The organism is Hyphomicrobium sp. (assembly GCF_003987855.1).
GTDB lineage: Bacteria > Pseudomonadota > Alphaproteobacteria > Rhizobiales > Hyphomicrobiaceae > Hyphomicrobium_B.
The window spans coordinates 1-26,113 of the sequence record NZ_RXIZ01000012.1; the positions used below are offsets into that span (position 1 = coordinate 1).

Sequence of the window (26,113 nt, forward strand, 5' to 3'; positions counted from 1 at the left end):
GGCCCACCTCCGTTGCACGTCGCGGATCGGCGAAGGCTGCATCCCGAAACAAGGAATAGAAAAACGCGAGGCGTCGCCGATCTGCCCCTTCGCTTTATCCTTTTCGCGCCAGCGGCCGGTTCCCCGAAGGAGGGTCGCTGGCGCCAAGGAAGAATCATGCCCATCGGCTCGCCGCTATGTGGAGCTGGCCGCCGATGGCGCTCGTTTATTCGACGGCCGTGACGGTGAAGCCCGACTCCCGCAACAGCGCGACGAGCCCCGTGGGTCCCGGCAGATGCAGGGCGCCGACCGCGATGAAGGCGCTGCCCTTGTCGAGTATCGGCAGCGCGGCGTTGCGCATCTTCGCGTTCCGGTCGATCAGCAGCGTCTTCTTGAAGCCATCGAACGCCGAAGGCGAGGTGCCGGTCTGCGCCGCGAGCGCCAATTGAAACGGCATCGCAGCCCCGATCTGCCGCTTGGCATACATCTGCACCAGCGTCTCGGTCATGTCGTCGGCGCGGTCGATGTATTTGAGCCCGACCTTGAGCATCGCAATCTGCTGATCGTCGGGAACCGCCGCCAAGGCGCTGAGCTGGTCTTCGATGGTCTCGAGCCCCGTGATCTCGATCCCAGCTTTTTGCGCCTCGGCCGCCACTTGCAAATCGAGCACGGTCTTGCCGGCCGCGAGCTGTTGCCGCTCGCAGTCCGACGTCGCGAGCAGCATGCTGACGAGCCACGGCTTCATCATCGCCGCGAGTTCGCCCGGCATCCCCGATTTTGCGACGATCTTTTGGACGTCCCTATACTCATCGTCCGACAGCGCGCCTTTGAGCGACTTGCCGTTCGTGTAGACGATGAGCGCCGCGGCCTTCGCCATCGCCGCCGCCACGGCCTTATCGGAAAGATCGGCAACTTCAAGCGTCACCGACTTCGAATGCGCGATCGCATCTTTGACCGCCGGCGACAGCGTGGCGACGCGCGGGTCGCTGAGATGCATCGTGCCGAACAGATACGAAGGCGCAAGACCAGGCTTTTCGATTTTCCAGAGCATCGCCTCCGTATTGGGAAGCGCGCGGCTCTCCGCCATGACCTGACTGTAGACGTCGGGTGCCTTGCTCTGCATCTCGGCCAGCATGTCGACGCCTTGGCAACGCGCTGGCGCATTATCGGCGGCGAACGATGCGCTGGGAAACAGCACGGCGACAAGAGCGACGGTCGAGCGGAGGCAGCGCACGAAGCGCGACAGGCGAAAAGACGTCATCAAGGAACTCGTGACCAAATCAAAAAACTTCAGCTAGCGGCGTGTCGCTCTCGGATGGGCTTGCTCGTAGACCGCCAGCAGGCGATCGCGATTGACCTCGGTATAGACCTGTGTGGTCGAGAGCGATGCGTGACCTAAAAGCTCCTGAATTTGGCGTAAATCGGCACCGGCTGAAAGTAAATGCGTGGCGAACGAGTGGCGCAGGGCGTGCGGCGTCGCCGTCTCTGGTAACCCTAACTCCAGCCGCAGTTTTTCCATCGCCAGCTGGATGAGGCGGGGTGACAACGGGCCGCCCCGCGCGCCGCGAAAGAGCGGTTCATCGGCCGCCAGCGCATACGGGCAAAGCCGCATATACGTCGTGATCGCTTCCGACACGATCGGAAGTGCTGGAACGAGCCGCTCTTTACCGCCTTTACCGGTGATGTGCATGACCTCGCGGCCATGGATTGGAGCGGAAGCGGGCGTGAGGCTCAAGGCTTCGCTGATGCGTAGCCCTGCCCCGTAGAGCAGCAGCAGCACCGCTGTGTCCCGCGCCGCGATCCACTCCGCGCTGTCGCTCGTGTTGTTCTCGACGAGTGATGCAGCTCCGTCGACCGTCAGCGGTTTCGGAATCGAATGGGGAATCTTTGGCGCCGCCACCTGCAGGATGGCGCGGTTGCTCAATGTGTTCTCGCGCTCAAGCCAGCGGAAGAAAGTTCGCAGCGCCGACAGCGAGCGCGCAAGCGACCGCGATGTGACGCCAGACTTGCGGCGGCTCGCGAGAAACGCGCGAATGGTTTTCGCATCGAGCCGCTCCAGATCCTGCAGGCACGGCGGGTGGCCAAGATGCACTTTGAGGAAGGCGAGGAACTGGCGCGCGTCGCGCTCGTAGGCTTCGCGTGTCGCCGCACTTTGCCCGCGCTCGATGGTGACATGACGAAGCCAGGATTCGACCGTCGTCTTGAGGTCGCCCCCGAGTGGCAGTTCGGCGTCCCCCGCCAGAATTTCGTCGAGCGATTGCGTCACGGGCCCCACCTGAAGAAGCCCATCGAACCTTCCCGGCTTCGGTTAATAAGTGGTAAAAGACGCGCTACAGAACCTTGCCGGGATTCAAAATGCCCTTGGGATCGAGCGCCGTTTTGATCGCTCGCATCATGTCGAGTTCGACCTCGGATTTGTGCCGCCGCAGCGCCTCGCGTTTCATTTGGCCGATGCCGTGTTCCGCCGAAATCGACCCGCCGAACTCGGTCACGAGGGCGAAGATCGCCTCCGTCATTGGCTCCCACAGAGCGAGATAGGCGTTGCGATCGGCGCCGAGCGGCTGCGTGACGTTGTAATGCAGATTGCCGTCGCCGAAATGGCCGAATGGCACAGGCCGCGCGCCCGGAGCTATACGCTCGACGACGTCTGCTGCCTGTTTGAGAAATTCAGGAATGCGCGTCACCGGCACCGAGATGTCGTGCTTGATGCTGCCGCCCGCGCCTTTTTGCGCTTCCGAAAAAGATTCGCGCAGTCGCCAGAAATCCTCCGCCTGCCGCAGCGAGCGCGCAATCGTTGCGTCCAGGATAAGGCCTTGCCCATGCGCGGCGGCGAGCAGCGACTCGATCGTATTGGCAACCCGGTTGCCCTTGCCGCCGTGCGAAATCTCGATCAGCGCGTACCAGGGATAGGCATCGGTGAACGGATCTCGCATGTTCGCCATGTATTTGAGGGCGAATTCCTGCGCCCGATCGGCCCAGAACTCGAACGCCGTGAGAGATTGACCGGCCTCCACTTCGGCGCGCCGGAACAGCTTCATGATCGCTTCGGGCGTTTGAAACGCGACGATCGCCGTCTCGCGTTCGGCCGGCATCGGAAAGAGTTTGAGGCACGCCGCGGTGATGATGCCGAGCGTTCCCTCCGAACCGATCAGCAGATCGCGGAGGTCGTAGCCGGTGTTGTCCTTTTTCAGCCGCCGCAGTCCGTTCCATATGCGGCCGTCCGCCAGCACCGCTTCGAGGCCAAGAGCGAGGCTGCGCGCGTTGCCGTAAGCGAGCACGGCGGTGCCGCCCGCATTGGAGGAGAGCACGCCGCCAATCTGTGCGCTGCCTTCGGATGCAAGGCTCAACGGGAAAAGACGGCCTGCAGCTTTCGCTGCGCTCTGAGCCTCCGTGAGCGTCACGCCCGACTCGACGATCATCGTGCCGCCCACGGCGTCGACATCGCGAATGGCCTTGAGGCGCGAGAGCGACAGCACGATCTGTCGGCCGTCGGAAGATGGGATTTGGCCGCCGACCAGTCCGGTGTTGCCGCCCTGTGGCACGATGCCGACGTCTTCGGCATGCGCCAGCGAAAGGATCCGCGCCACCTCTGCCGTCGAGACCGGCCGCAAGACGACCGGCGTCCTGCCGACGTAGCGATCTCGCCATTCGCGCAAGTATGCGACCTGGTCCTCCGCGCGCGTCAGCGCATTCGCTTCCCCGACGATATCGACGAAACGGGCGATCAGATTTGGAGAAGGAGCCTTAGCGTGCACTTGCGCGTGCCTGCCTCACACGATCTTTTGACCGGTCTTTGCCCAGTCGTTGACGAAGGCGGTAAGCCCAGCATCCGTCAGCGGATGCTTCACAAGCGCCTTTAATATTCCAGGTGGAATGGTGGCAACGTCCGCGCCGATCATGGCGGCTTCTTTGACGTGATTTACGGTGCGGATCGAAGCCGCAAGGATATCCGTCGAAAGATCGGGATAATTGTCGTAGATCGTCCGGATTTCGCGAATGACGTCCATGCCGTTCAAACCAATATCATCAAGACGGCCGATAAATGGCGAAACGAACGTCGCCCCGGCCTTGGCGGCGAGAAGCGCCTGGTTCGCCGAAAAACAAAGCGTGACGTTGACCATCGTTCCATCGCCCGTCAGCGCCTTGCAAGCCTTGAGCCCGTCAAGGGTCAGCGGCACCTTGATGGTCACGTTCTTCGCGATCTTTCGCAGCACTTCGGCTTCGCGCATCATGCTGGCGTAATCGGTCGAAGCAACCTCCGCCGACACGGGCCCCGGCACAATGGCGCAAATCTCCTTGATGATCTCCTTGAAGTCGCGGCCAGCTTTTGCAACGAGTGTCGGGTTCGTGGTGACGCCGTCCAACAGGCCCGTCGCCGCCAACTCCTTGATCTCAGTCACGTCGGCGGTATCGACGAAGAATTTCATTTTTATCTCCTCACCACGTCCCTTAAGTCATGAGAATTGCCTTTGGTGCGCCGCATCTGCCCGGCAAACCTAATACGACCGATTCTCGGAGGAAGCTTCTAGTCCGTTGAACGCCCCTTTGGATAGCCTGCTTGCAATTCTGGATAATGGCGCCGCACCCGGCGGCCGCAGCGTCCCCGTGCTTATGCCGGTCGCGCTGGACCAGACCTATGATTACCTCGTGCCGGAAGGCATGGATGCGGCGCCCGGATCGTTCGTCCTCGTTCCCTTCGGCCCGCAAACGCGGATCGGCATTGTCTGGGATGGTCCCCGCGGCGAAGGCAAGCCCGTCGACCCGAAGAAACTGAAGGCGCTGACGAGCCGCCTTGACGCCCCACCGCTACCCGAAATTTCGATGCGGTTCGCCGAATGGGTCGCCCGCTACACCTTGGCGCCCCTCGGCATGGTCGTCCGCATGATGATGAGCGCCGATGCGGCATTCGAGCCGCCCAAACACCGCTTCGGCGTGGCGATCGTCGAGGGCGCAACCCCGCCTCCGAAGATGACGCCGGCGCGATCGCGCGTGCTCGAAATTGCCGCCGACGGCCTCGTGCGCGCCAAATCCGATCTCGCCAATCTCGCCGCCTGCTCGACGGGCGTGGTCGATGGATTGGCTGCGGCCGGCATGCTGGTCGAAGTTGCAATTCCCGAACGCGTCTTCCCGCGGCCGAAGCCGGCGCACACGACCGCGGAGTTCACCGCGGATCAGGAACGCGCGGTTCAATCTTTGCGGAGCGCGGTCGACGCCGACACTTTCTCCGTCACGCTGCTCGACGGCGTCACGGGCTCGGGCAAGACGGAAGTCTATTTTGAAGCCGTAGCCCGCGCCGTCGAAGCAGGTCATCAAGCGCTGATCCTGCTCCCCGAAATTGCGCTGACGAGCCAGTTCCTCGATCGTTTCGAACGCCGCTTCGGAGCGCGTCCGGTGGAATGGCACTCGGCGTTGAGCCCCGCCGAACGCGGCCGCATCTGGAAAGGTATAGCCCGTGGCGACGTCCGTTGCGTGGTGGGCGCGCGCTCTGCTCTGTTCCTGCCGTTTTGCGAACTCGGATTGATCGTCGTCGATGAAGAGCACGACCAAGGGTTCAAGCAGGACGATCGCGTGCACTACCAAGGCCGCGACATGGCGGTCGTGCGCGGCAATCTCGGCAAGTTCCCGGTGGTGCTCGCGTCTGCGACGCCGTCGATCGAGAGCCACGTCAACGCCCTCATCGGCCGCTATCGCCACGCGGTTCTTCCAGGCCGTTTTTCCGGCGTTGAAATGCCCGATGTCTCTGCGATCGACCTGCGCGCCGAAAAGTTGGAACCCGGCAAATGGCTGTCGCAGCGCCTCGTTCAAGGCATCACCGAAACGATGCAAAAAGGCCAGCAATCCCTGCTGTTCTTGAACCGTCGCGGTTACGCGCCCCTGACGCTTTGCCGGTCGTGCGGGCATCGGCTCGAATGTCCGCAATGTACGGCCTGGCTGGTGGAGCATCGCTTCAAGAAAAAGCTGACGTGCCATCATTGCGGGTTTTCGCTGAGCCTCCCGGAGAAGTGTCCGAAGTGCGCTTCGCCGGGCTCGCTCGTCGCCTGTGGTCCGGGAGTCGAGCGGGTGCAGGAGGAAATTGCCGAGCGCTTTCCCGACGCGCGCGTCGCGCTGCTCTCGTCCGACCTGATCCCGAGCCTGACCGAGATGCGCGAGATCATCCGCAGCATTGAAGCACGCGAATTCGACATCATCATCGGCACGCAGATCGTCGCGAAGGGCCATAATTTTCCCGGCCTCGCTCTTGTCGGTGTCGTCGACGGCGATCTTGGTTTGGCGCACGGGGCTGACCCGCGCGCGGCGGAACGCACGTTTCAGCTCTTGCATCAGGTGACGGGCCGCGCCGGGCGCACAAGCTTCGTCGGTCGCGGGTTGGTGCAAACGTATTCGCCCGATCATCCTGTGATGAAGGCGATCGTCGCCGGCGATCGCGACGATTTTCTGAACTACGAGGTTCGCACGCGGCAGACCGGCCTGCTGCCGCCTTACGGACGCCTCGCGGCCATTGTCGTGTCGTCGCGCGATAAAGCAGCGACCGAGACGATCGCGCGCGACATTGCCCGCCGCGCACCGCCGAGCGAGTCCATATCCGTGCTGGGACCGTCCGAAGCGCCGATCGCGATTGTTCGTGGCCGCCATCGCTGGCGCTTGCTTGTGAAGGCGCCACGCGATGTTGATTTACAGGGCTACCTCAGGGCCTGGGCTGGAATGATTCCAAAGCTCAAGTCCGACGTTCGCATCACCGTCGACATCGACCCCTACAATTTCCTTTAAATTGGCCTATGGCGTTGGGCCCGCTGCGGCATGTTTGCCATAAGAAGAAATGCTTCGCCGCGCCCGTCGCTCACGTCATTCCGCGAGGCCAGCAAATCGTTTAAACGACGAGGGGAGCAGCGTCACGTCGCGGTGCTCCTGAGCACACACAACGCGCCGAAAGCCCTCTCATGCCTCTTCGCATTGCCGTCCAGATGGATCCGATCGATCGCATCGATATTCGCGGCGATTCGACGTTCGCCATCCTCTTGGAAGCGCAAAAGCGCGGGCACGATATTTTCTACTATACGCCCCCCGATCTCTCGCTTCTGCAAGGCAGGTTGATCGCCCGTGGCCAAACGCTGAAGGTCGAAGACAAGCATGGTGCGCACTACGCATTGTCCGACCCGCGCACCGTCGACTTGAGCGAACGCGACGTCGTCTTGCTCCGTCAGGACCCGCCGTTCGACATGGCCTACATCACGACCACGCATCTTTTGGAGCGCATCCACCCGAAGACGCTCGTCGTCAACGATCCCGCGCACGTCCGCAATGCGCCAGAGAAACTGTTCGTCCTCGATTTCCTCGACCTGATGCCGCCGACGCTCGTCACGCGCTCGCTGGCCGACGTGCAGGCGTTCCGCGCCGAGTACAAGGATATCATCGTGAAGCCGCTGTACGGCAACGGCGGCGCCGCTGTGTTCCGCATCAGGCCGGAGGACGGAAACCTCGCGTCTCTCGTCGAGCTGTTCCAGACGGTGTTCCGCGAACCGTTCATGGTTCAGGAATATCGCCCCGAGGTGAAGGAAGGCGACAAGCGGATCATCCTCGTCGACGGCGAAGTCGCTGGCGCCATCAACCGCGTGCCGCAGGCTGGCGAAACCCGCTCGAACTTGCACGTTGGTGGCACGGCCGCGCCGGTCGAACTCACCGACCGCGACCGCGAGATCTGCGCGCGTCTTGGGCCGGAACTGAAGCGCCGCGGACTGATTTTTACGGGGATCGATGTCATCGGACCTTACATCACCGAAATCAATGTCACCTCGCCGACGGGGATCCGGCAGGTGAAGGCGTTTGGCGGCAACGACATCGCCGCGATGATTTGGGACGTGATCGAAGCAAAAAGACGATTGACGAATTGATGCCGCGATTGCGGCAACCAACGGGGGTATAGAAATGAAATCATTATGTCTCGGCATGGCTGCAGGCGCTGCATTTTGCGTCGCCGCCGCAGTTCCGCTTGTTGAAGCCAACGCCGTTACCGCATCGCCTTTTGCAGCGCTGGTGGGACGCTGGAGCGGCGCGGGCATGATCGGCTACAAGGCAAGCCCGCCGGAAAAAATCAAATGCCGCGCAACCTATTTGATGGCTGACGCGCAAGACGAGGTGAAGCAAACGATCCGCTGCGCCACTGCCGGCGGCAACGTCGAGATCGTCAGCAACGTCAAGGAAGCGAGCGGCAAGCTCACCGGCCATTGGAAGGAGACGATCCGCAACTTCGAAGGCGACCTGACCGGCGACGTCACGCCGAAAGGTTTCCGCGTCGTGGTCAAGAGCGCGGACGTGACCGCGAATATGGACATCGTCGTCAACGGCAGCATGCAGGCCGTCGAGATTCAGTTCGTCAATTCGGAAACCCTTTTGGGCATGACGCTCGCAATGACCAAGGGCTGATCGCGAATCCGATCGGCGCGATCACCATGGGCATCGTCGAGATCCTCGGGATTGTGACTTCGATCGTCTCGGTCATCTTGGCGATTCCAGAGATTTACGATCTATATCGCAAAGATCCCGCGCGGCTTTTGGCGGATGCTCAAGTTGATGGGCATTTACGCGGTCTACGCAGCGGCGGGCATCGGCATTGTCGTCCTCATGGTCTCCGGCCCTCAGCCGACAGCGAAGGCTCTTCTCGCAACGCTCTTCGTCTTGACGTGGATTGGCTATGGCGCCCTTTGGCTGGTCCGCCTCGCGCCGCGCGTGAAAGCTTTGCCGGCGTGGGTGGAGAGCTGGTTGTCCCCCATCGATTACGTGATGATCACGGTTATTGCGCTGAGCGGACTTTCGCTCGCGATATCGCAGTTTTGAACCCTTTAGCATTGACAGCGGTCTGAACGCTAACGATCTGCGTACCAGATGCAGCGGAAGGCGAGAGACATGGAAGAGATCGAGAGACAGACTCGAGATTATCTGAAAGCGCTGTATGGGCTCGGCACGCCGTCGGAGAAAATCCTGCCCGTCCATAATCTTCCCGCCATCCTGGCGTTCGCTCGTTCCCGATTGTGGATCGTTGAGGGGCCCGAAGGTGGCCACGGCCTTTCCCCGCTCGGCGTGAGGGAAATCGCGGAGTAGGCGATTTGGGGGGGCCGCCAAACCGCCCGCTGTCTAAGAGTGTTCCATGTTTGTTCTTGCCCTTGTCTCGGCATATTATACTTGCCGAACCCAGAATCGGTGTATGGGAGGGCGTTAAATGCTAGCGCCTAGCCCGTCGCAGCACTGCGAACCGCTTCCCTACGGGCGCATGAGCCTTTGGGACATGATGAATTTTAAAGCGAGTTTGCTCATCTCGTATTTTGACATGCTCGACCGCCAAATTTTATGGCTCAGAAAGCCAATGGTGCGCGAGTCATCCGAGCCGCAGAATGCTCTTTTGGGGCTGGGCCTCTCAGAAGTCTTCACCGATCCCATCACCCCTCAGGCCGTAGACGAGGTGAAGTTTCTTCTTCAGTGCGTCACGCACTGCTGCGCTCGCCTCAAGTCAAATACAATTTCGTCGTTGATGAAGGATGTGGAATTTACCCTTGAATACCCCTCGATCTCTTCCAGGGGCAAGCTCGCGGATCAGCTAGAATACATCAGAAAAATTGTAGAAATCGAATTTCGCGATGAGTGGTTCTACCACTACCCAAAGGACAAGGCAGAGCGCCTTAATTCCATAGATGCTGAATGGGGCAGCGTCATAAGAGCGTTTCCATCCGTAAAATACGACATTGTCCAAGGCATTGACTGTTTCGCCTGCGACCACAATACCGCTGCGGTATTCCATATGATGCGCGTTGGCGAGGCTGGCCTCATTCGTCTGGCTAAAGAACTCAGAGTTACCCTGAAAAAGGATAAGCCGCTGAGCCACGCTCAATGGGGTGAAATCGTAGGGGCGATAGAGGCAACAGCGAGCGACATTCTAAGGAGCGCGCCGGCCGGCAACGAGAAAGACGCCGCTCAAGCGTTCTACAACGGTGCGGCGAGCCACATCAGGGCTTTGAAGGACAAGTATCGAAACACCGTCATGCACTCGCGGCGCGAATTCAACCCGCATGAGGCAGGGGATGCGATGTTTCACACTCGCTCTTTTATGATTAGCCTGAGCGAGAAGATTTCAGAGGCCAGTTCTAAGAAGATCAAGTGGAAGTTTTGAGTGGCCTCTTCGCAGGCGATAGCTTGCGAAAAGCCTGCTCAACTTCCTTCTCGCGCTTGTCTACCCCATGTTCCTTCGCGGTTTCCTGAAACCGTTTGAACTGCTCTTTGGGGTCTAGCTCTGGTTCTTTGCGTTTGGGCATCAAGCCGCCTTTGGCTTGGGAAACGGCTTCACGTTGATATCGTGCTCCTGCTCAGCCTCCCAAATATCTCTTTGAAGCTGAAGCGTCATCCAAAATCGGGTGCCATTGCCAAATGCCTGCCCTAGACGCTGAGCCATTTCCAATGAGACGGACCGTTTTTCGTTCACAAGCTCAGACAATGACGCTCGGCTTACACCCAAATGGTCGGCCATTTGGGTGATTGTCAGGCCAAGTTCGGGCAGGACATCAAGACGAAGATACTCTCCCGGATGCGGGGGTTTGAATTTCGGCAAGTCCCTGTCAGCGCCCATGATAATCCTCCAAAGTCACGTTCTGCGGCCCGTCAGAATCCCACTCAAACGTGACGCGATGGTTCCGCGTCACCGTCAAAGCGAAAGTTCCTTTGCGATCTCCTTTCAGCGGATGAAACCCGAGCCCAGGCAAGTCCATCTCATTTGGAGAAGTTATGACATTTAACGCGGCAAGAATGCGCTTTAGCTTGCCAACGCAGTTTGCATTGACACCGCTTTTGTCGTCGTCTTCGTAGAGAAGACGCAACCCTCTGTGTTTGATCTGCCTGGAGTACAACATCCGCGTAATGTGTCACGCGACGCGTTGCAACGTCAAGTGTCACGTTACGCGAGTCAGGGTAGTGCTTCGTCGCTTAAAGATCAATTACCAGATTTGATTTTGCGTCTGCGCTTTTCCGCGCGCTCGCCTACGGCCATATCAGGCCCGACCAGTCGTTCGATAGGTCAACCGCTTGCCTTGAGCCCCTTTGACCATGAGAGCGGCCCGAGCTTCGTCAGTCACCCCCACGGCAATCCGGTTGTTATACCGGAAGTCGAACTCAGCCAGATACCGGTGCAGATGCTTCTCTTTGCAGTGCTGGTAAGTGCCACGCATCCCGCGCTTGAAGACTGAGAAGTAGCCCTCAACGGTGTTGGTGTGGATGGTGTGGTTGAGATCGACATAGCGAACATACTCGCCGCGTTCATGATGGACACGGTCATGGCTAGCGAAGTCCATGAGCTGGTATTTGTAGAGCTGGGCACTGTCGGTCATCATTGAAGTTTCGCGCGAGACGTTGGCCTTGATGATGGGAACCACTTCGCCAACGGTGCTACCGGCAACATGATAGCTGCGAACCGAACCGCCGCGCTCAACAAGCGAGAGGATGACGTTCTTATGCATGGAGCCGTAGATGCCACGACCCTTCTGCGGACGGCCCTTGGGATGAGTTGAGGCGCGGCCATAGACAGTCTCGTCAACTTCCACCACTTCGCCTTCGCCACCCATTGGCGGCATGAGGGAGCCCGAGCGCATTGCCTCACGAATGCGGTGGCCCATGAACCATGCGGTCTTGAGGGTCACACCTAGGGTGCGGTGAAGCTGATTGGCAGAGATGCCCTTCTTTGATCCGGCGACGAGATAGAAGGCCTGGAGCCACAGGTGCAGCGGTACGTGGGACTTCTCAAAAATGGTCCCGACAGTCACCCGGAACTGCTTGCGGCAGGCGTAGCACTTGTAGAGCCCGAAACGGGTGGCTTTGCCTTCCATCTTGGAGACGCGCTTCTGCTCAAAGCAGTGCGGGCACTGTGCGCCATTCGGCCAGATGCGAGCCTCAACCCACTTGTAGGCGGCTTCTTCGTTCTGAAGGTGTTTTTGGCTGATGAGCGACATTGCGAATCTCCTATGACCCTCAATGTACTGCTTCGTCGTGGGTTTGGCAAGTATAATATTCCCCCTTGTCTCTCGGATGTGATTACCTCGGCTCACGGGTCTAGGGGCTTGGGGCATGTACGGACAAATCTCCACGTTGGCGTTCATCGGCATCGAGGCACGCCCCGTCGAAGTGCAGGTCCGTGTGACACCGGGAGCGGCTGCGTTTGCTATTGTCGGCCTGCCTGACAAGGCTGTCGCCGAAAGCCGCGAGAGAGTGCGCAACGCCTTGCACGCGGTTGGGCTGGGGCTCCCCTTCAAGCACATCACCGTCAATCTTGCCCCCGCCGACCTCCCGAAAGAAGGGAGCCATTTCGATCTGCCGATCGTCCTCGCCATGATGTCGGCGATGGAGGCGATCGCGCCTGACGCCATCGCCAATTACGCAGCGATCGGCGAACTAGCGCTTGATGGCTCGATCCGCGCCGTCCCTGGCACGCTGCCGGCGGCCATCGGCGCGAATGGTCTTGGCAAAGGACTGATTTGCCCGGCTGCGACCGGACCAGAGGCAGCCTGGGCCAGCGAGGAGATCGACATTCTCGCCGCGCCGCATCTTCTTTCGCTTGTGAACCACTTCAAAGGCCTGCAGACGCTCACTCGTCCGAAGCCCAATGTCATGCCGGCGCAAAGCTATGCCGCCGATCTCCGCGATATCAAAGGTCAGGAAACCGCCAAGCGCGCGCTTGAGATCGCGGCGGCCGGCAACCACAATCTGCTGATGATCGGCCCGCCCGGTTCCGGCAAGTCGATGCTGGCCTCACGCCTGCCTTCCATTCTGCCGCCCCTGCAGCCTGAGGAAATTCTTGAAGTCTCGATGGTCCACTCGCTCGCGGGCGAGTTGATGGGCGGCAAGCTGACGGTCGAGCGCCCGTTTCGCGCGCCCCATCACTCCGCAAGCATGGCGTCCCTGGTTGGGGGCGGCTCGCGCCCAAAGCCCGGAGAAGTTTCGCTCGCGCATCACGGCGTCCTTTTCCTCGACGAACTCCCCGAATTCCAGCCTAACGTGCTCGACGCGCTCCGCCAGCCGCTCGAAGCCGGCGAAACCGTCATAGCCCGCGCCAATCACCGGATTTCCTATCCCTCGCGCATTCAACTCATCGCCGCGATGAACCCGTGCAAATGCGGCGGCGGCAAGCCGGGTGAGCCGTGCCGCCGCGGCCCGCGCTGTGCCGCCGATTACCAGGCGCGCGTCTCAGGCCCGCTGCTCGATCGCATCGACCTGCAGATCGAAGTGCCCGCGATCTCCGCCGCCGATCTCGTCTTGCCCGCACCTGCCGAAGGAAGTGTCGACGTACGCGCGCGTGTGGCAGCTGCGAGAGATCGTCAACGCGCTCGGTTCGAAGCGCTGGGGGCGAGGGGCACACGCACCAACGCCGATTGTTCGGCCGCCCTGCTCGAGCAGACGGCGATGCCGGACGAGTCCGGAGTTGCCCTCTTGCGCCATGCAGCCGAGACGCTTGGCCTTTCTGCGCGGGGTTTTCATCGCACGCTGAAGGTCGCCAGAACGATCGCGGACCTGGAAGGCGCGGAGAAAGTCGCGCGCGCGCACGTCGCCGAAGCCTTGAGTTATCGCGGCGAGACCCTACGCCAAGCGCGCGCCGCATAAAAAAACCGGGGCTGCGAGCCCCGGTCTAAATCATCGGATCAAAAAGGCCTTAGCCGAAGACGGATTTCACGCCCGCCTGCATCGCGGCGGCTTGAGCGGCGTTGCGCAGCAGGCAGGCGATCGTCATCGGACCAACGCCGCCCGGCACCGGCGTAATCGCGCCGGCAACCTGTGCGCACTCCTCGTAAGCGACATCGCCCACGATCTTCGTCTTGCCGCCATCGGAGGGAACGCGATTGATGCCCACGTCGATGATCGTTGCGCCGGGCTTGATCCAGCTTCCCTTGACCATTTCCGGAATGCCGACAGCGGCGATCACGAGGTCCGCGCCTTTCACCACGCCAGCGATGTCCTTCGTGCGTGAGTGCGCGATCGTGACAGTGCAGTTCTCGCGCAGGAGAAGTGCAGCGACAGGCTTGCCGACGATGTTCGACCGGCCGATGACAACGGCATTCATCCCCGACAGATTGTCGTGAACGGTCTTCGCCAGGATCACCGATCCGGTCGGCGTACACGGCACCAGCGCCCGCTCACCTACCCACAAGCGGCCAACATTCACCGGGTGGAAGCCATCGACGTCCTTGTCCGGGTTGATGAGGTTCAAAACCTTCTCGGCGTTGATGTGCTTGGGCAGCGGCAGCTGCACGAGGATGCCGTGGCAGGCCGGATCGTTATTGAGCTTCTCGACCATCGCCAGAACGTCGGCTTCGCTGGTCTCGGCGGGCAGGCGATGCTCCCAGGAGTTCATGCCGACCTCGACGGTCTGCTTGGCTTTGTTCGCGACGTACACCTTGCTCGCGGGATCTTCGCCGACGAGAACGACCGCGAGACCAGGCTTGAGCCCATGTTCCTTTTGCAATCGCGCGACTTCCGCTGCCACTTCGGCGCGGACCTTCGCCGCAATCTCCTTGCCATCGATAATTTTCGCTGCCGACATTCCCGTTTTTCCTCCTGGTCCCTATTTTTTGAATTGGCTTATTCGGTCCTGCAATAGCTTGTCGAGCGCGTTCGGATCGCCCTCTATCCGCAACGACTTGAGACGAGACTTCCCGCCCTTGGACAGCGAAACGGAATGCTTCGCCAAGCCAAGCCATCGGGCGACGAGCTCTTCGAGAGCCCGGTTTGCCTCTCCATCCTCGGGAAGTTCGCGGACGTGCGCTTGAAAGGCAGGACCGTCGGGGGTTTCGACCAACCCGTCAACCGCCTCTTTGCTGGATTTCGGCGTCAGCCGGAAGCGCGCAATGACGCACGCGGTGTCATGCCGCCAAGCCCGGTGGGCACGCCCCCCGCCGGACGGTTGGCTCACATCACGGCCTTAGCGATATTCGGAAGCACGACCGTTTGAATGAAATAGCAGATCAGCAGCAGAATGACGGGTGAAATGTCGAGGCCGCCCATGTTCGGCATTGCGTTGCGGATCGGTGCCAGCAGGGGTTCCGTAACAGCGTTTAGACCCTGCCAGATCGACCGCACGATGGGGTTGTACGGATTGACGACGCCGAACGCCATCAGCCAGCTTATGATCACGGCGGCGATGATGACATACGTATAAAGAGTGATGAGGTAGTTGATAAAGCCGAGAAGCTCAAGCATCCGCCGTCCCGCAGTTGAGTGCCGTTGCGCCATGTAGCCCCGAGACCCTATGGCCCGCAAGTCTCTGATCTCGAAGGCCCAGCACTTTCCTGCTCGGCCGAAAGTCGGGCGCAACGGCGCCTTCGTGGTACCCCAGTTTTCTTGACAATCGGCGGGTGCAAACCCTAAATGCCGCGCATCCGGGGCCGTAGCTCAGATGGGAGAGCGCTGCAATCGCACTGCAGAGGTCAGGGGTTCGATTCCCCTCGGCTCCACCAAATACTTTCAAGGCCTTATGGGCAGCGTTCCAGAATGGCGGTTGAGCCAATAGCTAACCCATAGCTAACTCCACAAGCGCCTTTGTAAGACCGCGTGCTAAGCCACTGCAACTCGGTCGCACCAACATGCTCTGCGTCCCATACCACCCAGCAGTAGCGATGGCTTTGGGTCGCGCGCGTGGCTTGCGACGGATCATCTTCCGGCCAGCACACCAGTTCGTCGAGCACATACACCTTGGATGGCGGACGTGAGGTCCAAAGCGCGTGACGCAGTGGATGCGCCAGGGACGCCAGGTTCAGGAGCATGGCAACTTTTCCCCCGGTCGTCGCAGTCAGACTGAGCGCGTGTTCCACGAAATGATCTGCGAGTCCGCGACCATAAGGCGGGTTGGTCACGATGTGCTTTGCCCGTGGTCGCGTTTCACGGAGGAAGTCGACCCCGCCCGCGCCGAAACCGCGAGCGATGAGGTCCGTGGAGACAACGTCCACCCCGGCGGATACCAGCACCTTGCTGATATGACCCCGTCCGCATGCGGGCTCCCAGACACCGCCCTCGAAAGACTCAACCGCAAGCAAGGCTCGGGTCGCCTCAGGCGGCGTGGGGTAAAATTCATACGGGGCCCGAGACGGATGGAGCCGCCCGTCAGACCGGTAGGGGAGGGGAGTGGTCTCCGCAGACCAGCGGTAGCTGTCGCGGAAGCTCTGAGGCGGAAGACGAAGGCTCATATGCGAACCTCCACGGCTTCCCAGTTTTCGTCTTGGACATCGATCAGCGTGAAGACGAACAACTGCCCGGCTTGACGTTCATAGAGGTCCTTCGCCTTACGTACGGCTGCGCTGGGCGTTTTCGCCGTGGTTTCCAGCGTGAAGTGCTGGCGCACGTCAAAATGCACGCAGTAGTCCTTCCATAGGGGGGTCATGAGGCGACCTCCTGTTCGACATCGTAGGCAGGATTACCCGCAAAATGGTCTTGCGCGTACCAGGCATCGACGAGCTCGCCGAAGTCGCGTTCGGAGAGATCCCGACGTTCCCAGGGAAGGAGCCCGGCGAGGAATTCACGATCGAGCGGTGAGAGTGTCATCTGATGGTCTTTCATCGTTGAAGGACCCGCCCCTCTGCGGCTCCGTTGCACATCGCCCGCCGACCGCAACGGTCGCGAGGCAAGGCTGGAACCAATGGCGCCGAAGATGGGGTCGGGGCCCCGGCTGCAGGCGGCCTTGCCTCGAGCCTGGCGGCCGGCAGATTGCAGACGGATCGGCCAGCAGTGGACGGCATCCATAACGACCATCGGGGCACCGATTCGCCCACACGAATTCCCGCAACCTCATGGCGACTCGGCATCGACTCCTGCTATCCGGACTCGCAGAGAGGTGGAATGACAACGGGCAACGAGCCGAGCCGCAGGTCAATGTATGCAGCGCTGTTCGCTTTGACGGCGTTTTGGTATCACGTGCTTTTCCATGGGCGTATCGAGAAGATTGCGGAAATCAGCTTCAGCGAAGTGAACAACGGCACGTACCGCGTTGCGCTCTGCGCGTTTTCGATCGTCACCGCCGTCTGGCTGACTTACGACCTCTTCGTCCACCAACAGGAAAAGCTGCTAACACGTTCGCGCTATCAACGTGCGGCCAAGACCGCTGGCGTGCTGATGATCATCTTATTGAACATTCCCGTCTCATTATTTTTCACGTGGCGGTTTATCCCCGTCACGGTCATCGATGCGCAATTGAGGCTGAAGACGGAGTATCAAAGCGCGCTGAACAACACGCGAGAGCCCGAACAGCAGGAAAGAAAAGAACCCAAGCAGGGTGCGGAAATCGCGACCGGCAGCATCGACCCGCCAGCTTCGCCGAAGGAAGTGTCCCCTGACAGGGTTCCGCGCACGCCACCTGAGCTATCACCGGTGCAGATATCTAAGCCTGAGGAGAAGACTGCGTCTGATCCTCCGCTACCAGCGGGTCGTGAGCTCTCTCTCGAGCATACGAAACGTCGACGGAAGTCTCCGAAGGTGGAAGCTGATCTCAATTTCTTCCAGCGGTTGGCCCTTTGGATCGACGAGCACTCCCGGCCGACTACGTTTGACAAGGATGATCTCGATCATATCCGGCCTTAGGCCGTCAAAAGACCTTTATGGCAGTCGTTGGCAGTAACCTACGCGGATTGTTCAAATGGCCACTTCCGCCAGCGATTGAAGCCCGAAGGGCCGAGACCCCTTCCGGGGCTCGGCTTGCGAAAGCGCGGTCCCGCGAGAGCGGGAAGGCGGCCTAACGACCCTGCCGTCCCGCACGCTTCTTCGGATTGGCCGGCATACCCTGGGTCACCACACCTTCGCGCTGCAGGTCGCCCAGCGTTGGGCCAAAGTCCTGTTGCTCGACTTCGCTTTTGCCCGGGAGGGGATGGCTGGTCGCGCCAGACACCATCGCATTCTGGTAGCGGTCCTTGCGTAGCCAAGCGCTGATTCTCACCACCGGCTGGCCATTGCCAGGGTTATAGGCACCCCAATAGTCCGGACGTTCTTTCTCCGGCGCCTCGGCCTTGAAGCGGTTAGGAAACAGCACCAGTTGCCGCGCGGTCAGCGAGAGATTGCCGATCGTCGCCTTCTCGGCGTCCCCGGTCATCAGTGCCGCCACCTGCACCATCGGTTCATCGGTGGGAGACACCGCATCAGCGCGGCCATTGAACATGATCTTCACTTCGCCCGTCTTGGGATCCTTGTACTCGTGTGCCCACAACGCGAAGGTCTGCTCGCCCTCAGTGCCGGGCAAAGACAGCTTGCCATCAAAAGTTGGCTTGTTGTCGCCGGGCTCTTTGTTGCGGTTCATGTAGGCAATGAAATTGCCGTGCGTGGTTTGGTTCATGGCGCCTCCTTGGTTGTTGCTAGGGAAGGCTGCGCGCGAGTGGATACACGGTCAATCAATGTGCATACGAGGTGTGCACCGATTTGCAGATTTTTCAATCGGCTGGTTGTCCGATTTCTTTTGCAATAAAGCAGTTGTGCGGCATTGGTCGGCCTGCGACCTGAGATGTGTCGCACTGAGTAAACTTGGGTAGATAGCTCCCGACGGGATCGACGCGCGCGCCTCCCGTCGCGCAGCGCGCTCGAGCTGCCGCTCGTGAATGGCACGCTTGAGATCCTCACGGTCGGTCAAGCCATACTGTCTCAAAGCGCGGACGATATCGACGCCATCCACGTGCCAAAATGCATTTTCAGTCGGAGGGGGAGGGGACGTGGGTGTCTTTTCGCGAGGGGCGTGCCGGCCGTTGACCGCCAGTCCCATGCGGGACAGCTTGGCGTAACTCACGGCATTGCCGACAACGAAACCGCGCCCTTTTTTCTCGAGTGCGAGACCGCGCTTCGCCACCAGTGTTGCAATTTCTTCGGGCGTTGGCTTGTACCCCAATTCTTCAGACAGGTCTTCACCAAGCCTCTTCGAGCTTGCGCGGCTCCATTGTAGGCGTTGCGTTTGCGCTCCTCGTTTCGCAGCGTAGGTTGCCCGCGAGTCCGGCTTGCGAGGTAAGTCTTCGGTGAGCTCGGGATTGAACGCGTGACCCGGGACATAGCGGAAGCCATAAGCCTCCGAGAGCCGGCGCATGATGTCGTCGAACCGCCTGAAGTCATGGCCCGTCGACCAGGCCTTTCCGCTTTCGGGGTGCACCCGGTTGAGAAGGATATGCAGATGGTGATGCGGCTTGTCTCCATGGCCCATGATCAGCGCCTGGTGCTCGGCCAATCCCGCCAGAGCCAGTGTCTGGCGCGCGATCTCCTGCATTTGCTCCACACACGGGGACTCGTCAGCATGCCACGCGATCATGAGGTGATAGGCGGCCCGCTGTACCCGGCGGGATGCGGCAGCCGTGGCCGCCATATAGGTTGCGGCTAACTCCGGGTCGTCGGTTCCGAGGTTCTGCGTCGCGATCCATGCAACGCGCTGGGGATGTGGCGTCGTTCCCGGTTTGCCGCGCACCAGGTAGCGTGCAAGCGCATGAAAATCGTTGGTCGAGGGAGCAATCTTCGCCAACATGCCTAGAGCGATCGAGCGACGGTGTTGAGAGCCGCGAGGCAGCGCCGCAGCTCGTGTTCCGGCACGCCCACCAGACCGGCGTTCGCCTGGCGAGCGAGCTGATTGAGATTGTTGCCGATGCGCGAGAGTTCACGCAGAGCATGGGCAGAGGCCCGCGCATGAGGGAGCTGGGCGCGAGCGCCGGCGAGATGTGCGGCAAGCACGGCCCGCGCAAGTTGCGAGTGGGTCACCGCGCGTGCCGAGGCTTCCGATTTAAACAATTCAAATTCCGAACCGGTGAGACGTGTCCTCACGAAATGCGGCTTCGGCTCCTTGCGATCCGAGATTCCCTTGCGGTAGCCCCTCGATGGCATCTGCGTTCTTCCCCTTAGGGACGGGGAGCGCGCGGGGCAGTGGCCCCGCGAGCACGCGTGCGTGCCAGCAGCCTTTGACCTATTTCGTGGTCAAAGGCATACCTCGCCCCGTCCCACTTCATCCTTTTCAATATACACGCTGCGTACAAGCGAGCTGCCAATCGAAGAGTCACTCCGTGCTGAAAAAACACGACAGCGGCGCCTGCAAAATCGGCATCACCTGCGGGGGGCTCTGCCCCCGGGCCCCCCGGGATACGAACAACGTGAGGGGCTTGCTGTATACAATTGAGGTGCTGCTCACCGATAAACGAGCAATCAAATGCAATGTGGATGGTAGGGGAGTGAGCCGACGTCAATTACGACGCAATGCGGTGCCAATGCTGGATGTCAACGAGCCAACGGAACATCGGTCTTGCCTGTATCCTATCCAGGAGGATAGGATACGCTCCATGAAACATGAGAGCCACCCCGCCATCATCAAGCGCCTGAAGCGCGCCGAAGGCCATTTGCGGTCCCTTATTGGCATGATCGAAGAAGGCAAGCCTTGTCTCGACCTCGCCCAGCAGCTTCACGCCGTCGAGAACGCGGTCGGCAATGCCAAGCGCGAGCTGATCCACGACCACATCGATCACTGTCTGGACGGGGCGGTAGTCGACCCCAAGACCTCCCGCGCCGCGCTGGCGGAGTTCAAGGCGCTGAGCAAGTACCTGTAACAGAAAGCCTTCAAATGCTGGATAAAGTGCGTGACTGGTTCGGTTTCGGGGACCACGAACATGATTTCGGCGGCCAGGGGCACAGCCACGACCACGACGGCGGGCACGGCCACACTCATGGCGTCATCGATCCCACCATCGCCACCACCGAACGCGGGATTTGGGCAATCAAATGGGCGTTCGTCATCCTCGCCGTCACCGCTGCCTTGCAGATCCTGGTGGTCTTTGCCACCAACAGCGTGGCCCTGCTCGCCGACACCATTCACAACGTCGGCGACGCCACCACCGCCATCCCGCTGTGGATCGCGTTCCGCCTGGCGCAGCGCAAGCCTACCGCCACCTTCACCTATGGATACGGCCGCGTGGAAGACCTGGCGGGCATCGCCATCGTCGGGGTGATTTTGTTCAGCGCCATCGTGGCCGGATACGAGGCCATCGACCGCATCTTCCATCCCTATCCGATCAGCCTTCTGTGGTGGGTGGCTGCTGCGGGCGTCATCGGCTTCCTCGGCAATGAAATCGTGGCGGTGTTCCGCATCCGCGTCGGCCGCGAGATCAACAGCGCGGCATTGATTGCTGACGGCTATCATGCGCGCACGGACGGATTGACTAGCCTCGCGGTGGTCGCGGGCGCCTTCGGCGTCTGGCTGGGGTTTCCACTGGCCGACCCGATCATCGGCCTGCTCATCACCCTCGCCATCTTCGGCATCGTCTGGCAGTCGGCCCGGGCCGTTCTCACCCGCATGCTTGATGGCGTTGACCCCGGCATCATCGCTGAGATCCGCCACTCAGCCGCGCACGTTTCCGGTATCAAGGAGGTGCTGGATGCCAAGGCGCGCTGGATCGGCCACCGCCTTCATGCCGACGTGGCCGTCCGCGTGGATGATGCGGCAACGATCGCCGATGCCGACAAGATGGCTGCGCAGCTGCGCGCCGAGTTGTTGGCGCACATCCCGGCGATGGCCGAGGCTTACGTGCGCGTCCAGGGGAAGGCGGATGGTCCGGTCTATGAGGCGCCCCAATATCACGCGCCGGAACCTTTCGTATTCAAAGGCAAGGTCGCGGCCGGCGCGCTGGAGATCATCGAAACGGCGGACGGCGAGCGGATGAGGCTCACGTTGAAGGCACCGATTACCGGTCTCTCCGCCGAGGTCCACATCGCGCGTGAAACCGGTACGGAAATCCTCAGGCTGGTGGCCACCAAGGAAGCGACGGTTCTTCAAAGCGATGCCGCGCCGGAGGAACCGCACGAGTTCTCGGCAGAGCTGCGCCTCGCCTCGGAGGGCGCATCAGATGTCTTGCCCTTCGCCATGCAGGAGCCGGAAGGCCATCATCACTGAGCCCTTTCTCAACAGGCGCGGAGCGTTTGCTTAAAGACCGTCGAAGGGTTCTCAATTCGTCGGTGCCGCGCAGCCCAAATTGGTACAGTGCTGCACACCTCAGTGGCTAATTAGAACACCACCGAAATACTCATCATTTTGATCGCTAGACAGCGCGCTCTTTCGATTGACCAGCTGCGGTGACGCGGGGTCTGCCCGGAACGGTTGCCATGAATCCGTTGTCGATGGATTTATGGCGGGGGAGGGCGACGCGCCGGCAGTCGAAAGGATTGCTCATATGAAGCGCGGCAATCTTATCGAACGGAACCTCTCCGAGCCCGGGCGCGGGAACCTCGAGGGCTTCGGCCAGGGCAACGAGCGTACGCAATGCCCATTGCCGCTTCTCGTCGGTACTCACAGGATTCCCTGTCACTGCCGGTTCGACGTGAAAAGACCACGCCACGCCATCGCATTTGGGCTCGATCCAACATTCCAGACTCGATTTGCCGCCGAGATAAACGCGGCGTTGTCCCCTTGCGTTGATGGCGTGCGTGATAATCACCTTGCAAAGCTGACAAGACAAAACGCGCTTTGCAAACCGCGTTGCTCAACCAGAATGCACCTGATGGCGGGATTGCGAGGATCAAACGAGGGGGTGTTGCACGACGGTCATGTTATCAGCAGCCCATAGGAAGGTGGGCTGTTTCTTTGGAGCCGGCCGTCGCGGGTCCCGTACCCCCGCGCGCGAGCGGGGACCCGCGCGGCTGGCGAGAAGAGAGCCCGCAGGGCTGTTTCTTTGGTGAGCGCTTGAGCGGGAGATTCGCTTTGCTGCTGAAACGGTTGCCGCCAATCTTTTCAGCATTCCTGTTGCGCCTCTACGAGATTACACGAAGGATAGCCTGGCGGTGCAGCTGGGAAGCGATGACCGTCAACGTGAGGGCGCCCGACACGGGCGCCTCTCTTTCGCTGTGCGGATCAAAACAATCACATGTACGGATCCTGAGTCCGCTCCCGGCCGTGTTCCAGGGCGCGCGTGAGCAGCAGATGTCCCCCATCGCGCAGATTCAAACTGAGCGGCCCATAGATGCGATCAATGTGTCGGTAAGCGTCGGCAAGGGCATTCACGGCGGCATCATCTCTTGGGCAGCGATGGGTCAGCTCGGTCAGGCTGCGGTCGATGTGCGTGAAAGTGGCGAGGAAGTCCTGCTCGCGCCGGAGCGAGTAGATGCGCCGGCGTCCCGAGCGGATGGTGCGCCAGTATTCATTGGTCTTCCAGCTTAAGCAGTGGTGCATGTGAATCCCTTCCTCAACCAGGTGCGCGCGGTGAACCAGCTCTTCGAGGCGATACATTCGGTCGTGTGACAGCCAAACAATCGGCCGGGGAGGGGCATCTTCCGGCTCGAAGGTGCTTGGAACCACGCTCATTGTTTCCGATGGCTGAGGACCTGGCACGCGCTCCTCGGTTCTGGCGGCTTCGTTGGCGCGGCTCCTTGCCCGTTGCAGGCTGAGTTCTACGATTTTTCCCATGCCCATTCGGCTGGTGATCAACTGGGGCCTGTCGGCGAGGAAATGCGCCGCATGAACCGCTCGTGTCGCAAGACTGGGATTCTGTAGACGGAGGCCTGCCTTGGAGACATAGGCGGCAAACTTCCACAGCAGCTGCGTTCGTTCCGGGGGAGGGAGCTTGCATCGTGCAGAGGACAGGATGCGCAGCATCAGATCGGCTGCACAAGCAGCCAAATGGATTGCGTTTTCGGATTTAGAAAAGGAAAGGACAGGAAGTTCGCTTGGGCGACCGTCGACCGTTTGTCCGGCAATCACGTTTGAAAATTCACGACGCGTAGTGGCTAGTGTCATGACGCACCTCACTTGTTACCAACACAAGAGTGGTGCTGCGCGCTCGAAGACCGCGCGGGGCAATCTCGACACGGGTGAAGCCGAGAGCCCGCTGCTCCGCGCATGTCTAAGCGCAGCAGCACCGGGCACTCAAAGATGGCATGCAGAACGGCGCGATTGCGGCACACGAATGAATCCGCCCAACTTCGCGGCTCAAACAGGGCAGGTTATCTCGGATGGGGGGGAAGTCCGGCAAGAAAGCGAAAAGGTCCCATTTCCAGCATTAAGCGGTCAGCCAACTGCTTTGCAGCTGGAAACGTAAGAACGGGCTCGTGTGTCCGGCCGGCTACAATGTTCGCGATCTTGCGGCGGCTAATGCCGGTGAGTGACGACACATCCGTCTTAGAAAGCCGGTTGCGCCAGAGCGCTTCGGCATTTTGCCAGGTCGTTACGGGATGGCGCGCTGATACCCGGTAGAAGTCCCACTCCGCGCGCTCTTCCTCCGTGGTGGCGCGTACGAGCGCCTGACGTTCCAGGTCAAGGAGCCCGGCGAGCCAGTCAATATCCGCTTGCGTTATCGGTAGCCGGGCCTCGCGGAGATCTCGCGCCACGCTTCGGGACATTCCTGCTTGCTGGAGAGCGGTACTCGATATCGCAAGTCGGTGCAGATGAAACGCAATGAGCGCCGCTGGCTCGTCTGGGCTTTGATTTTCTCCTAACAGGGGCCACGGGCGGCGCAGGCAAATCGCTTTCGTCGCGAAAGCGTGTCTGCATCCAAAAATGTGGGCAAGCGCATTGCCGAAGAGGTGAGCAACATTAGCGAGGCAGCAGGACTAAATGCCGAGTGAAGGCTGATCGACGGATCCGGCCGATTGCCGTGCTGCGCGAACGTAGGCATGGGCAGCGGTAAGCAGGTGTTCGAGCGCGAGGCGTCGCGGTTCGCCAGAGAGGGAGGGAGATATTCGTCCAAAGGTCTCCGGCGTTGAACTCAACTTGAAGAGAGTTTGTGAAGCATCTGCGTCGAGCAGAGGCGCAAGCAAAACACGTTCGTCGAAGAAGCGCGCGGCCCCTAAGTCCAGCACCTCGCGATATACGGCCAAGGTCTTCGCGTGCTCCATCAGGTCTTCGGAAAGAGCAGGGGTTCGTAATCTCGCGCGCCGTGGGCAACGCGCAGGATGTCAACGCGCTCGCCGGCGATCCGGTAGAACACCAGATAGTTCCCATGAACCAGTCTGCGGATGCCCTTCATTTCGTATCGGGGAACGAGCGGAAAAGCGCGCGGCACATCTGCGATCGCATCAATCACGAGCCGGAACTCGGAAACAAACGCTGACGCGCGAGGCGGGCTGTCTTTGGCAATCCACTCGGCAATGCCTTCGAGATCCGCTGCGGCAGTGGCGGTGAAGAAGCATTTCACCGAGCCGTGTCTTTCGCTGAGCTGCCAAATCGGCGGGCTAAACGATCGAGAACATCGTCGGCCAACTGGCCTTCGCCATTCTCGGCTTCGGCAAGTGACCGCTCGAGTGCGGCATCAAGATCGGACAGGCGAGCATCACGGTATTGCAGCAGCCGCAGCGCTTCGCGCACAACCTCACTTGCATTGTTATAGCCTCCACTTTGAACCTTTTGAGAAACAAAGTCTTCGAGGGTGGGCGTGAGTGAGTAGTTAGGCATGGCAACATCCTTTCCTCAAAATTATGGAACCGATGTCAAACTTTGACAAGATCAGTACACTGATTATTTTGGTGGAGCTTAAGTCTCTTCCAGCAAAATGGGGTCTGGCCTAAGCGACAGCCAACCCAGGCGTTGGGTCCGTTGAATACGCAAAGAAGATCGCCCGCTAAGGTTCTGATTTGTCGTTCCGGGGTTGACGCACACCCGAAAAAGAACAAAACATGAACAGTACAAAATTCATACGGGGGTGCGGACGTGGGGCGGGTAGTGAAATCAAGCCTTCTTACGGTCGAGGTGCGCACAAGCGCTTCTGTGGCGTTCGCGCTCGCATCCGTGCCGGCCGGCTTCCCGTCTCCGGCGGAAGAGTATTTGGACCGGCCGCTGGATTTTAACGAGCTTTTGATTGAGCAGCCCGCCGCGACCTTCGCGGTGCGCGTCACCGGCGACAGCATGATCGGCGCCGGCATCTTTCCCGGCGATATCGCTATCGTGAACCGCGCTGCATCGCCCATCGATCGAAGCATCATCCTCGCCATCCTCGATGGTGAGTTCACCATCAAGCGCTTCCGCAAGCAGGCTCAGCTGGTGTGGCTGGAAGCAGAAAACGCGAATTACGCGCGCATCGATATCGGAGAGGCGCAAGCTTTCGAAGTGTTCGGCGTTATCAAGCGCAGCATCCGAATGCACGCGCTGTGACCCATCCCATCGCGCTCGTCGACTGCAACAACTTCTATGCGA

The 26,113-nt window shown here is 60.4% G+C and carries 33 protein-coding genes and 1 tRNA gene; 12 read left to right on the top strand and 22 right to left on the bottom strand.

The features are described from left to right. Window positions 1-205: 205 nt before the first annotated feature. The 4 genes from EKK30_RS10065 to fsa form a co-directional block, all read right to left on the bottom strand. Window positions 206-1,240 (bottom strand): TraB/GumN family protein, encoded by a 1,035-nt coding sequence (locus tag EKK30_RS10065; RefSeq protein ID WP_290984144.1) that lies wholly within the window; start codon window positions 1,238-1,240, stop codon window positions 206-208. 33 nt (window positions 1,241-1,273) lie between these two features. Further along, on the bottom strand, window positions 1,274-2,245 hold the full coding sequence (locus EKK30_RS10070) for a tyrosine recombinase XerC (RefSeq protein ID WP_290984147.1): 972 nt from the start codon (window positions 2,243-2,245) through the stop codon (window positions 1,274-1,276). Between the two features lie 64 nt (window positions 2,246-2,309). Then, the gene (locus EKK30_RS10075) at window positions 2,310-3,734 is read right to left on the bottom strand and encodes an FAD-binding oxidoreductase (RefSeq protein WP_290984150.1); all 1,425 of its coding nucleotides are present in this window, start codon (window positions 3,732-3,734) and stop codon (window positions 2,310-2,312) included. Between the two features lie 15 nt (window positions 3,735-3,749). Next, window positions 3,750-4,406: a fructose-6-phosphate aldolase gene (gene fsa, locus EKK30_RS10080; RefSeq protein ID WP_290984153.1), complete on the bottom strand. Its 657-nt coding sequence runs from the start codon at window positions 4,404-4,406 to the stop codon at window positions 3,750-3,752. 106 nt (window positions 4,407-4,512) lie between these two features. On the opposite strand from fsa, the gene EKK30_RS10085 reads away from it, so the two are divergent. The 6 genes from EKK30_RS10085 (at window position 4,513) to EKK30_RS10110 (ending at window position 10,138) form a co-directional block, all read left to right on the top strand. Next, a complete protein-coding gene (locus tag EKK30_RS10085) occupies window positions 4,513-6,747 on the top strand; it encodes a primosomal protein N' (RefSeq protein ID WP_290984157.1) in 2,235 nt (744 codons plus the stop codon). Window positions 6,748-6,917: 170 nt separating this feature from the next. Then, window positions 6,918-7,868: a glutathione synthase gene (gshB, locus tag EKK30_RS10090; protein ID WP_290984159.1), complete on the top strand. Its 951-nt coding sequence runs from the start codon at window positions 6,918-6,920 to the stop codon at window positions 7,866-7,868. A gap of 34 nt (window positions 7,869-7,902) precedes the next feature. Further along, window positions 7,903-8,400 carry a hypothetical protein gene (locus EKK30_RS10095; RefSeq protein WP_290984161.1) on the top strand — a complete coding sequence of 166 codons (498 nt, stop codon included), beginning with the start codon at window positions 7,903-7,905 and terminating at the stop codon, window positions 8,398-8,400. Window positions 8,401-8,547: 147 nt separating this feature from the next. Beyond that, window positions 8,548-8,811: a hypothetical protein gene (locus EKK30_RS10100; RefSeq protein ID WP_290984163.1), complete on the top strand. Its 264-nt coding sequence runs from the start codon at window positions 8,548-8,550 to the stop codon at window positions 8,809-8,811. Between the two features lie 69 nt (window positions 8,812-8,880). Continuing rightward, the gene (locus EKK30_RS10105; protein WP_290984165.1) at window positions 8,881-9,075 is read left to right on the top strand and encodes a hypothetical protein; all 195 of its coding nucleotides are present in this window, start codon (window positions 8,881-8,883) and stop codon (window positions 9,073-9,075) included. A gap of 118 nt (window positions 9,076-9,193) precedes the next feature. Continuing rightward, window positions 9,194-10,138 (top strand): hypothetical protein, encoded by a 945-nt coding sequence (locus EKK30_RS10110; protein WP_290984167.1) that lies wholly within the window; start codon window positions 9,194-9,196, stop codon window positions 10,136-10,138. A 141-nt stretch (window positions 10,139-10,279) separates the two neighbouring features. Here the strand turns inward: EKK30_RS10110 and EKK30_RS10115 are convergent, their stop codons facing one another. From EKK30_RS10115 to EKK30_RS10120, 3 genes are all read right to left on the bottom strand, one after another. After that, entirely contained in the window at window positions 10,280-10,591 is a 312-nt protein-coding gene (locus EKK30_RS10115; protein ID WP_290984170.1) for a HigA family addiction module antitoxin, read from the bottom strand. Continuing rightward, on the bottom strand, window positions 10,581-10,871 hold the full coding sequence (locus EKK30_RS18150) for a type II toxin-antitoxin system RelE/ParE family toxin (RefSeq protein WP_366927328.1): 291 nt from the start codon (window positions 10,869-10,871) through the stop codon (window positions 10,581-10,583). The genes EKK30_RS10115 and EKK30_RS18150 overlap by 11 nt, the downstream gene beginning before the upstream one ends. 138 nt (window positions 10,872-11,009) lie before the next feature. Beyond that, window positions 11,010-11,963 carry an IS1595 family transposase gene (locus EKK30_RS10120; RefSeq protein ID WP_290984173.1) on the bottom strand — a complete coding sequence of 318 codons (954 nt, stop codon included), beginning with the start codon at window positions 11,961-11,963 and terminating at the stop codon, window positions 11,010-11,012. A gap of 115 nt (window positions 11,964-12,078) precedes the next feature. Between EKK30_RS10120 and EKK30_RS10125 the strand changes: the two genes are divergently transcribed. Then, window positions 12,079-13,608: a YifB family Mg chelatase-like AAA ATPase gene (locus tag EKK30_RS10125; RefSeq protein ID WP_290984176.1), complete on the top strand. Its 1,530-nt coding sequence runs from the start codon at window positions 12,079-12,081 to the stop codon at window positions 13,606-13,608. Window positions 13,609-13,657: 49 nt separating this feature from the next. Here EKK30_RS10125 and folD read toward each other — a convergent pair whose 3' ends face one another. The 3 genes from folD to EKK30_RS10140 are packed head-to-tail and all read right to left on the bottom strand — an operon-like array spanning window position 13,658 to window position 15,201. Further along, a complete protein-coding gene (folD, locus tag EKK30_RS10130) occupies window positions 13,658-14,545 on the bottom strand; it encodes a bifunctional methylenetetrahydrofolate dehydrogenase/methenyltetrahydrofolate cyclohydrolase FolD (RefSeq protein ID WP_290984179.1) in 888 nt (295 codons plus the stop codon). Between the two features lie 21 nt (window positions 14,546-14,566). Beyond that, window positions 14,567-14,914: a DUF167 family protein gene (locus tag EKK30_RS10135; protein ID WP_290984182.1), complete on the bottom strand. Its 348-nt coding sequence runs from the start codon at window positions 14,912-14,914 to the stop codon at window positions 14,567-14,569. Continuing rightward, the gene (locus tag EKK30_RS10140) at window positions 14,911-15,201 is read right to left on the bottom strand and encodes a YggT family protein (RefSeq protein ID WP_290984785.1); all 291 of its coding nucleotides are present in this window, start codon (window positions 15,199-15,201) and stop codon (window positions 14,911-14,913) included. The genes EKK30_RS10135 and EKK30_RS10140 overlap by 4 nt, the downstream gene beginning before the upstream one ends. 181 nt (window positions 15,202-15,382) lie before the next feature. Between EKK30_RS10140 and EKK30_RS10145 the strand changes: the two genes are divergently transcribed. Further along, window positions 15,383-15,458: transfer RNA gene (locus tag EKK30_RS10145), tRNA-Ala, on the top strand. A 15-nt stretch (window positions 15,459-15,473) separates the two neighbouring features. Here the strand turns inward: EKK30_RS10145 and EKK30_RS10150 are convergent. The 3 genes from EKK30_RS10150 to EKK30_RS10160 are packed head-to-tail and all read right to left on the bottom strand — an operon-like array spanning window position 15,474 to window position 16,539. Then, window positions 15,474-16,184, bottom strand: coding sequence for a hypothetical protein (locus tag EKK30_RS10150; protein ID WP_290984185.1), 711 nt, complete (start codon window positions 16,182-16,184; stop codon window positions 15,474-15,476). Then, window positions 16,181-16,378, bottom strand: coding sequence for a hypothetical protein (locus EKK30_RS10155; RefSeq protein ID WP_290984187.1), 198 nt, complete (start codon window positions 16,376-16,378; stop codon window positions 16,181-16,183). The genes EKK30_RS10150 and EKK30_RS10155 overlap by 4 nt, the downstream gene beginning before the upstream one ends. After that, the gene (locus tag EKK30_RS10160) at window positions 16,375-16,539 is read right to left on the bottom strand and encodes a hypothetical protein (RefSeq protein WP_290984189.1); all 165 of its coding nucleotides are present in this window, start codon (window positions 16,537-16,539) and stop codon (window positions 16,375-16,377) included. The genes EKK30_RS10155 and EKK30_RS10160 overlap by 4 nt, the downstream gene beginning before the upstream one ends. Window positions 16,540-16,833: 294 nt before the next feature. Between EKK30_RS10160 and EKK30_RS10165 the strand changes: the two genes are divergently transcribed. Continuing rightward, window positions 16,834-17,571, top strand: a complete 738-nt coding sequence (locus tag EKK30_RS10165) for a hypothetical protein (protein WP_290984192.1) — start codon at window positions 16,834-16,836, stop codon at window positions 17,569-17,571. Between the two features lie 151 nt (window positions 17,572-17,722). On the opposite strand, the gene EKK30_RS10170 is transcribed toward EKK30_RS10165, so the two are convergent. From EKK30_RS10170 to EKK30_RS10180, 3 genes are read right to left on the bottom strand one after another with little or no spacing between them, the layout of a single operon-like run. Further along, window positions 17,723-18,316, bottom strand: a complete 594-nt coding sequence (locus EKK30_RS10170; RefSeq protein WP_290984195.1) for a hypothetical protein — start codon at window positions 18,314-18,316, stop codon at window positions 17,723-17,725. Between the two features lie 51 nt (window positions 18,317-18,367). Beyond that, window positions 18,368-19,480 carry a relaxase/mobilization nuclease domain-containing protein gene (locus tag EKK30_RS10175; RefSeq protein ID WP_290984197.1) on the bottom strand — a complete coding sequence of 371 codons (1,113 nt, stop codon included), beginning with the start codon at window positions 19,478-19,480 and terminating at the stop codon, window positions 18,368-18,370. Between the two features lie 2 nt (window positions 19,481-19,482). Continuing rightward, window positions 19,483-19,833 (bottom strand): MobC family plasmid mobilization relaxosome protein, encoded by a 351-nt coding sequence (locus EKK30_RS10180; RefSeq protein WP_290984200.1) that lies wholly within the window; start codon window positions 19,831-19,833, stop codon window positions 19,483-19,485. A 440-nt stretch (window positions 19,834-20,273) separates the two neighbouring features. On the opposite strand from EKK30_RS10180, the gene EKK30_RS10185 reads away from it, so the two are divergent. After that, the gene (locus EKK30_RS10185; protein ID WP_290984788.1) at window positions 20,274-20,546 is read left to right on the top strand and encodes a metal-sensing transcriptional repressor; all 273 of its coding nucleotides are present in this window, start codon (window positions 20,274-20,276) and stop codon (window positions 20,544-20,546) included. Window positions 20,547-20,560: 14 nt separating this feature from the next. Further along, entirely contained in the window at window positions 20,561-21,886 is a 1,326-nt protein-coding gene (locus EKK30_RS10190) for a cation diffusion facilitator family transporter (RefSeq protein ID WP_290984204.1), read from the top strand. 145 nt (window positions 21,887-22,031) lie between these two features. Here the strand turns inward: EKK30_RS10190 and EKK30_RS10195 are convergent, their stop codons facing one another. The 6 genes from EKK30_RS10195 to EKK30_RS10220 form a co-directional block, all read right to left on the bottom strand. Next, window positions 22,032-22,283 carry a hypothetical protein gene (locus EKK30_RS10195; protein ID WP_290984207.1) on the bottom strand — a complete coding sequence of 84 codons (252 nt, stop codon included), beginning with the start codon at window positions 22,281-22,283 and terminating at the stop codon, window positions 22,032-22,034. A 566-nt stretch (window positions 22,284-22,849) separates the two neighbouring features. Continuing rightward, complete coding sequence (locus tag EKK30_RS10200; RefSeq protein WP_290984210.1) at window positions 22,850-23,722, bottom strand: hypothetical protein; 873 nt, start codon at window positions 23,720-23,722, stop codon at window positions 22,850-22,852. A gap of 206 nt (window positions 23,723-23,928) precedes the next feature. Next, window positions 23,929-24,312 carry a hypothetical protein gene (locus EKK30_RS10205; RefSeq protein WP_290984213.1) on the bottom strand — a complete coding sequence of 128 codons (384 nt, stop codon included), beginning with the start codon at window positions 24,310-24,312 and terminating at the stop codon, window positions 23,929-23,931. 222 nt (window positions 24,313-24,534) lie between these two features. Further along, a complete protein-coding gene (locus EKK30_RS10210; RefSeq protein WP_290984215.1) occupies window positions 24,535-24,819 on the bottom strand; it encodes a hypothetical protein in 285 nt (94 codons plus the stop codon). Then, a complete protein-coding gene (locus EKK30_RS10215) occupies window positions 24,819-25,118 on the bottom strand; it encodes a type II toxin-antitoxin system RelE/ParE family toxin (RefSeq protein WP_290984217.1) in 300 nt (99 codons plus the stop codon). Before EKK30_RS10215 ends, EKK30_RS10210 begins: the two co-directional genes overlap by 1 nt. Next, entirely contained in the window at window positions 25,115-25,375 is a 261-nt protein-coding gene (locus tag EKK30_RS10220; protein WP_290984219.1) for a type II toxin-antitoxin system ParD family antitoxin, read from the bottom strand. The genes EKK30_RS10215 and EKK30_RS10220 overlap by 4 nt, the downstream gene beginning before the upstream one ends. Before the next feature lie 267 nt (window positions 25,376-25,642). On the opposite strand from EKK30_RS10220, the gene umuD reads away from it, so the two are divergent. Beyond that, window positions 25,643-26,071: a translesion error-prone DNA polymerase V autoproteolytic subunit gene (umuD, locus tag EKK30_RS10225; protein ID WP_290984221.1), complete on the top strand. Its 429-nt coding sequence runs from the start codon at window positions 25,643-25,645 to the stop codon at window positions 26,069-26,071. The last annotated feature ends 42 nt before the right edge of the window (window positions 26,072-26,113 follow it).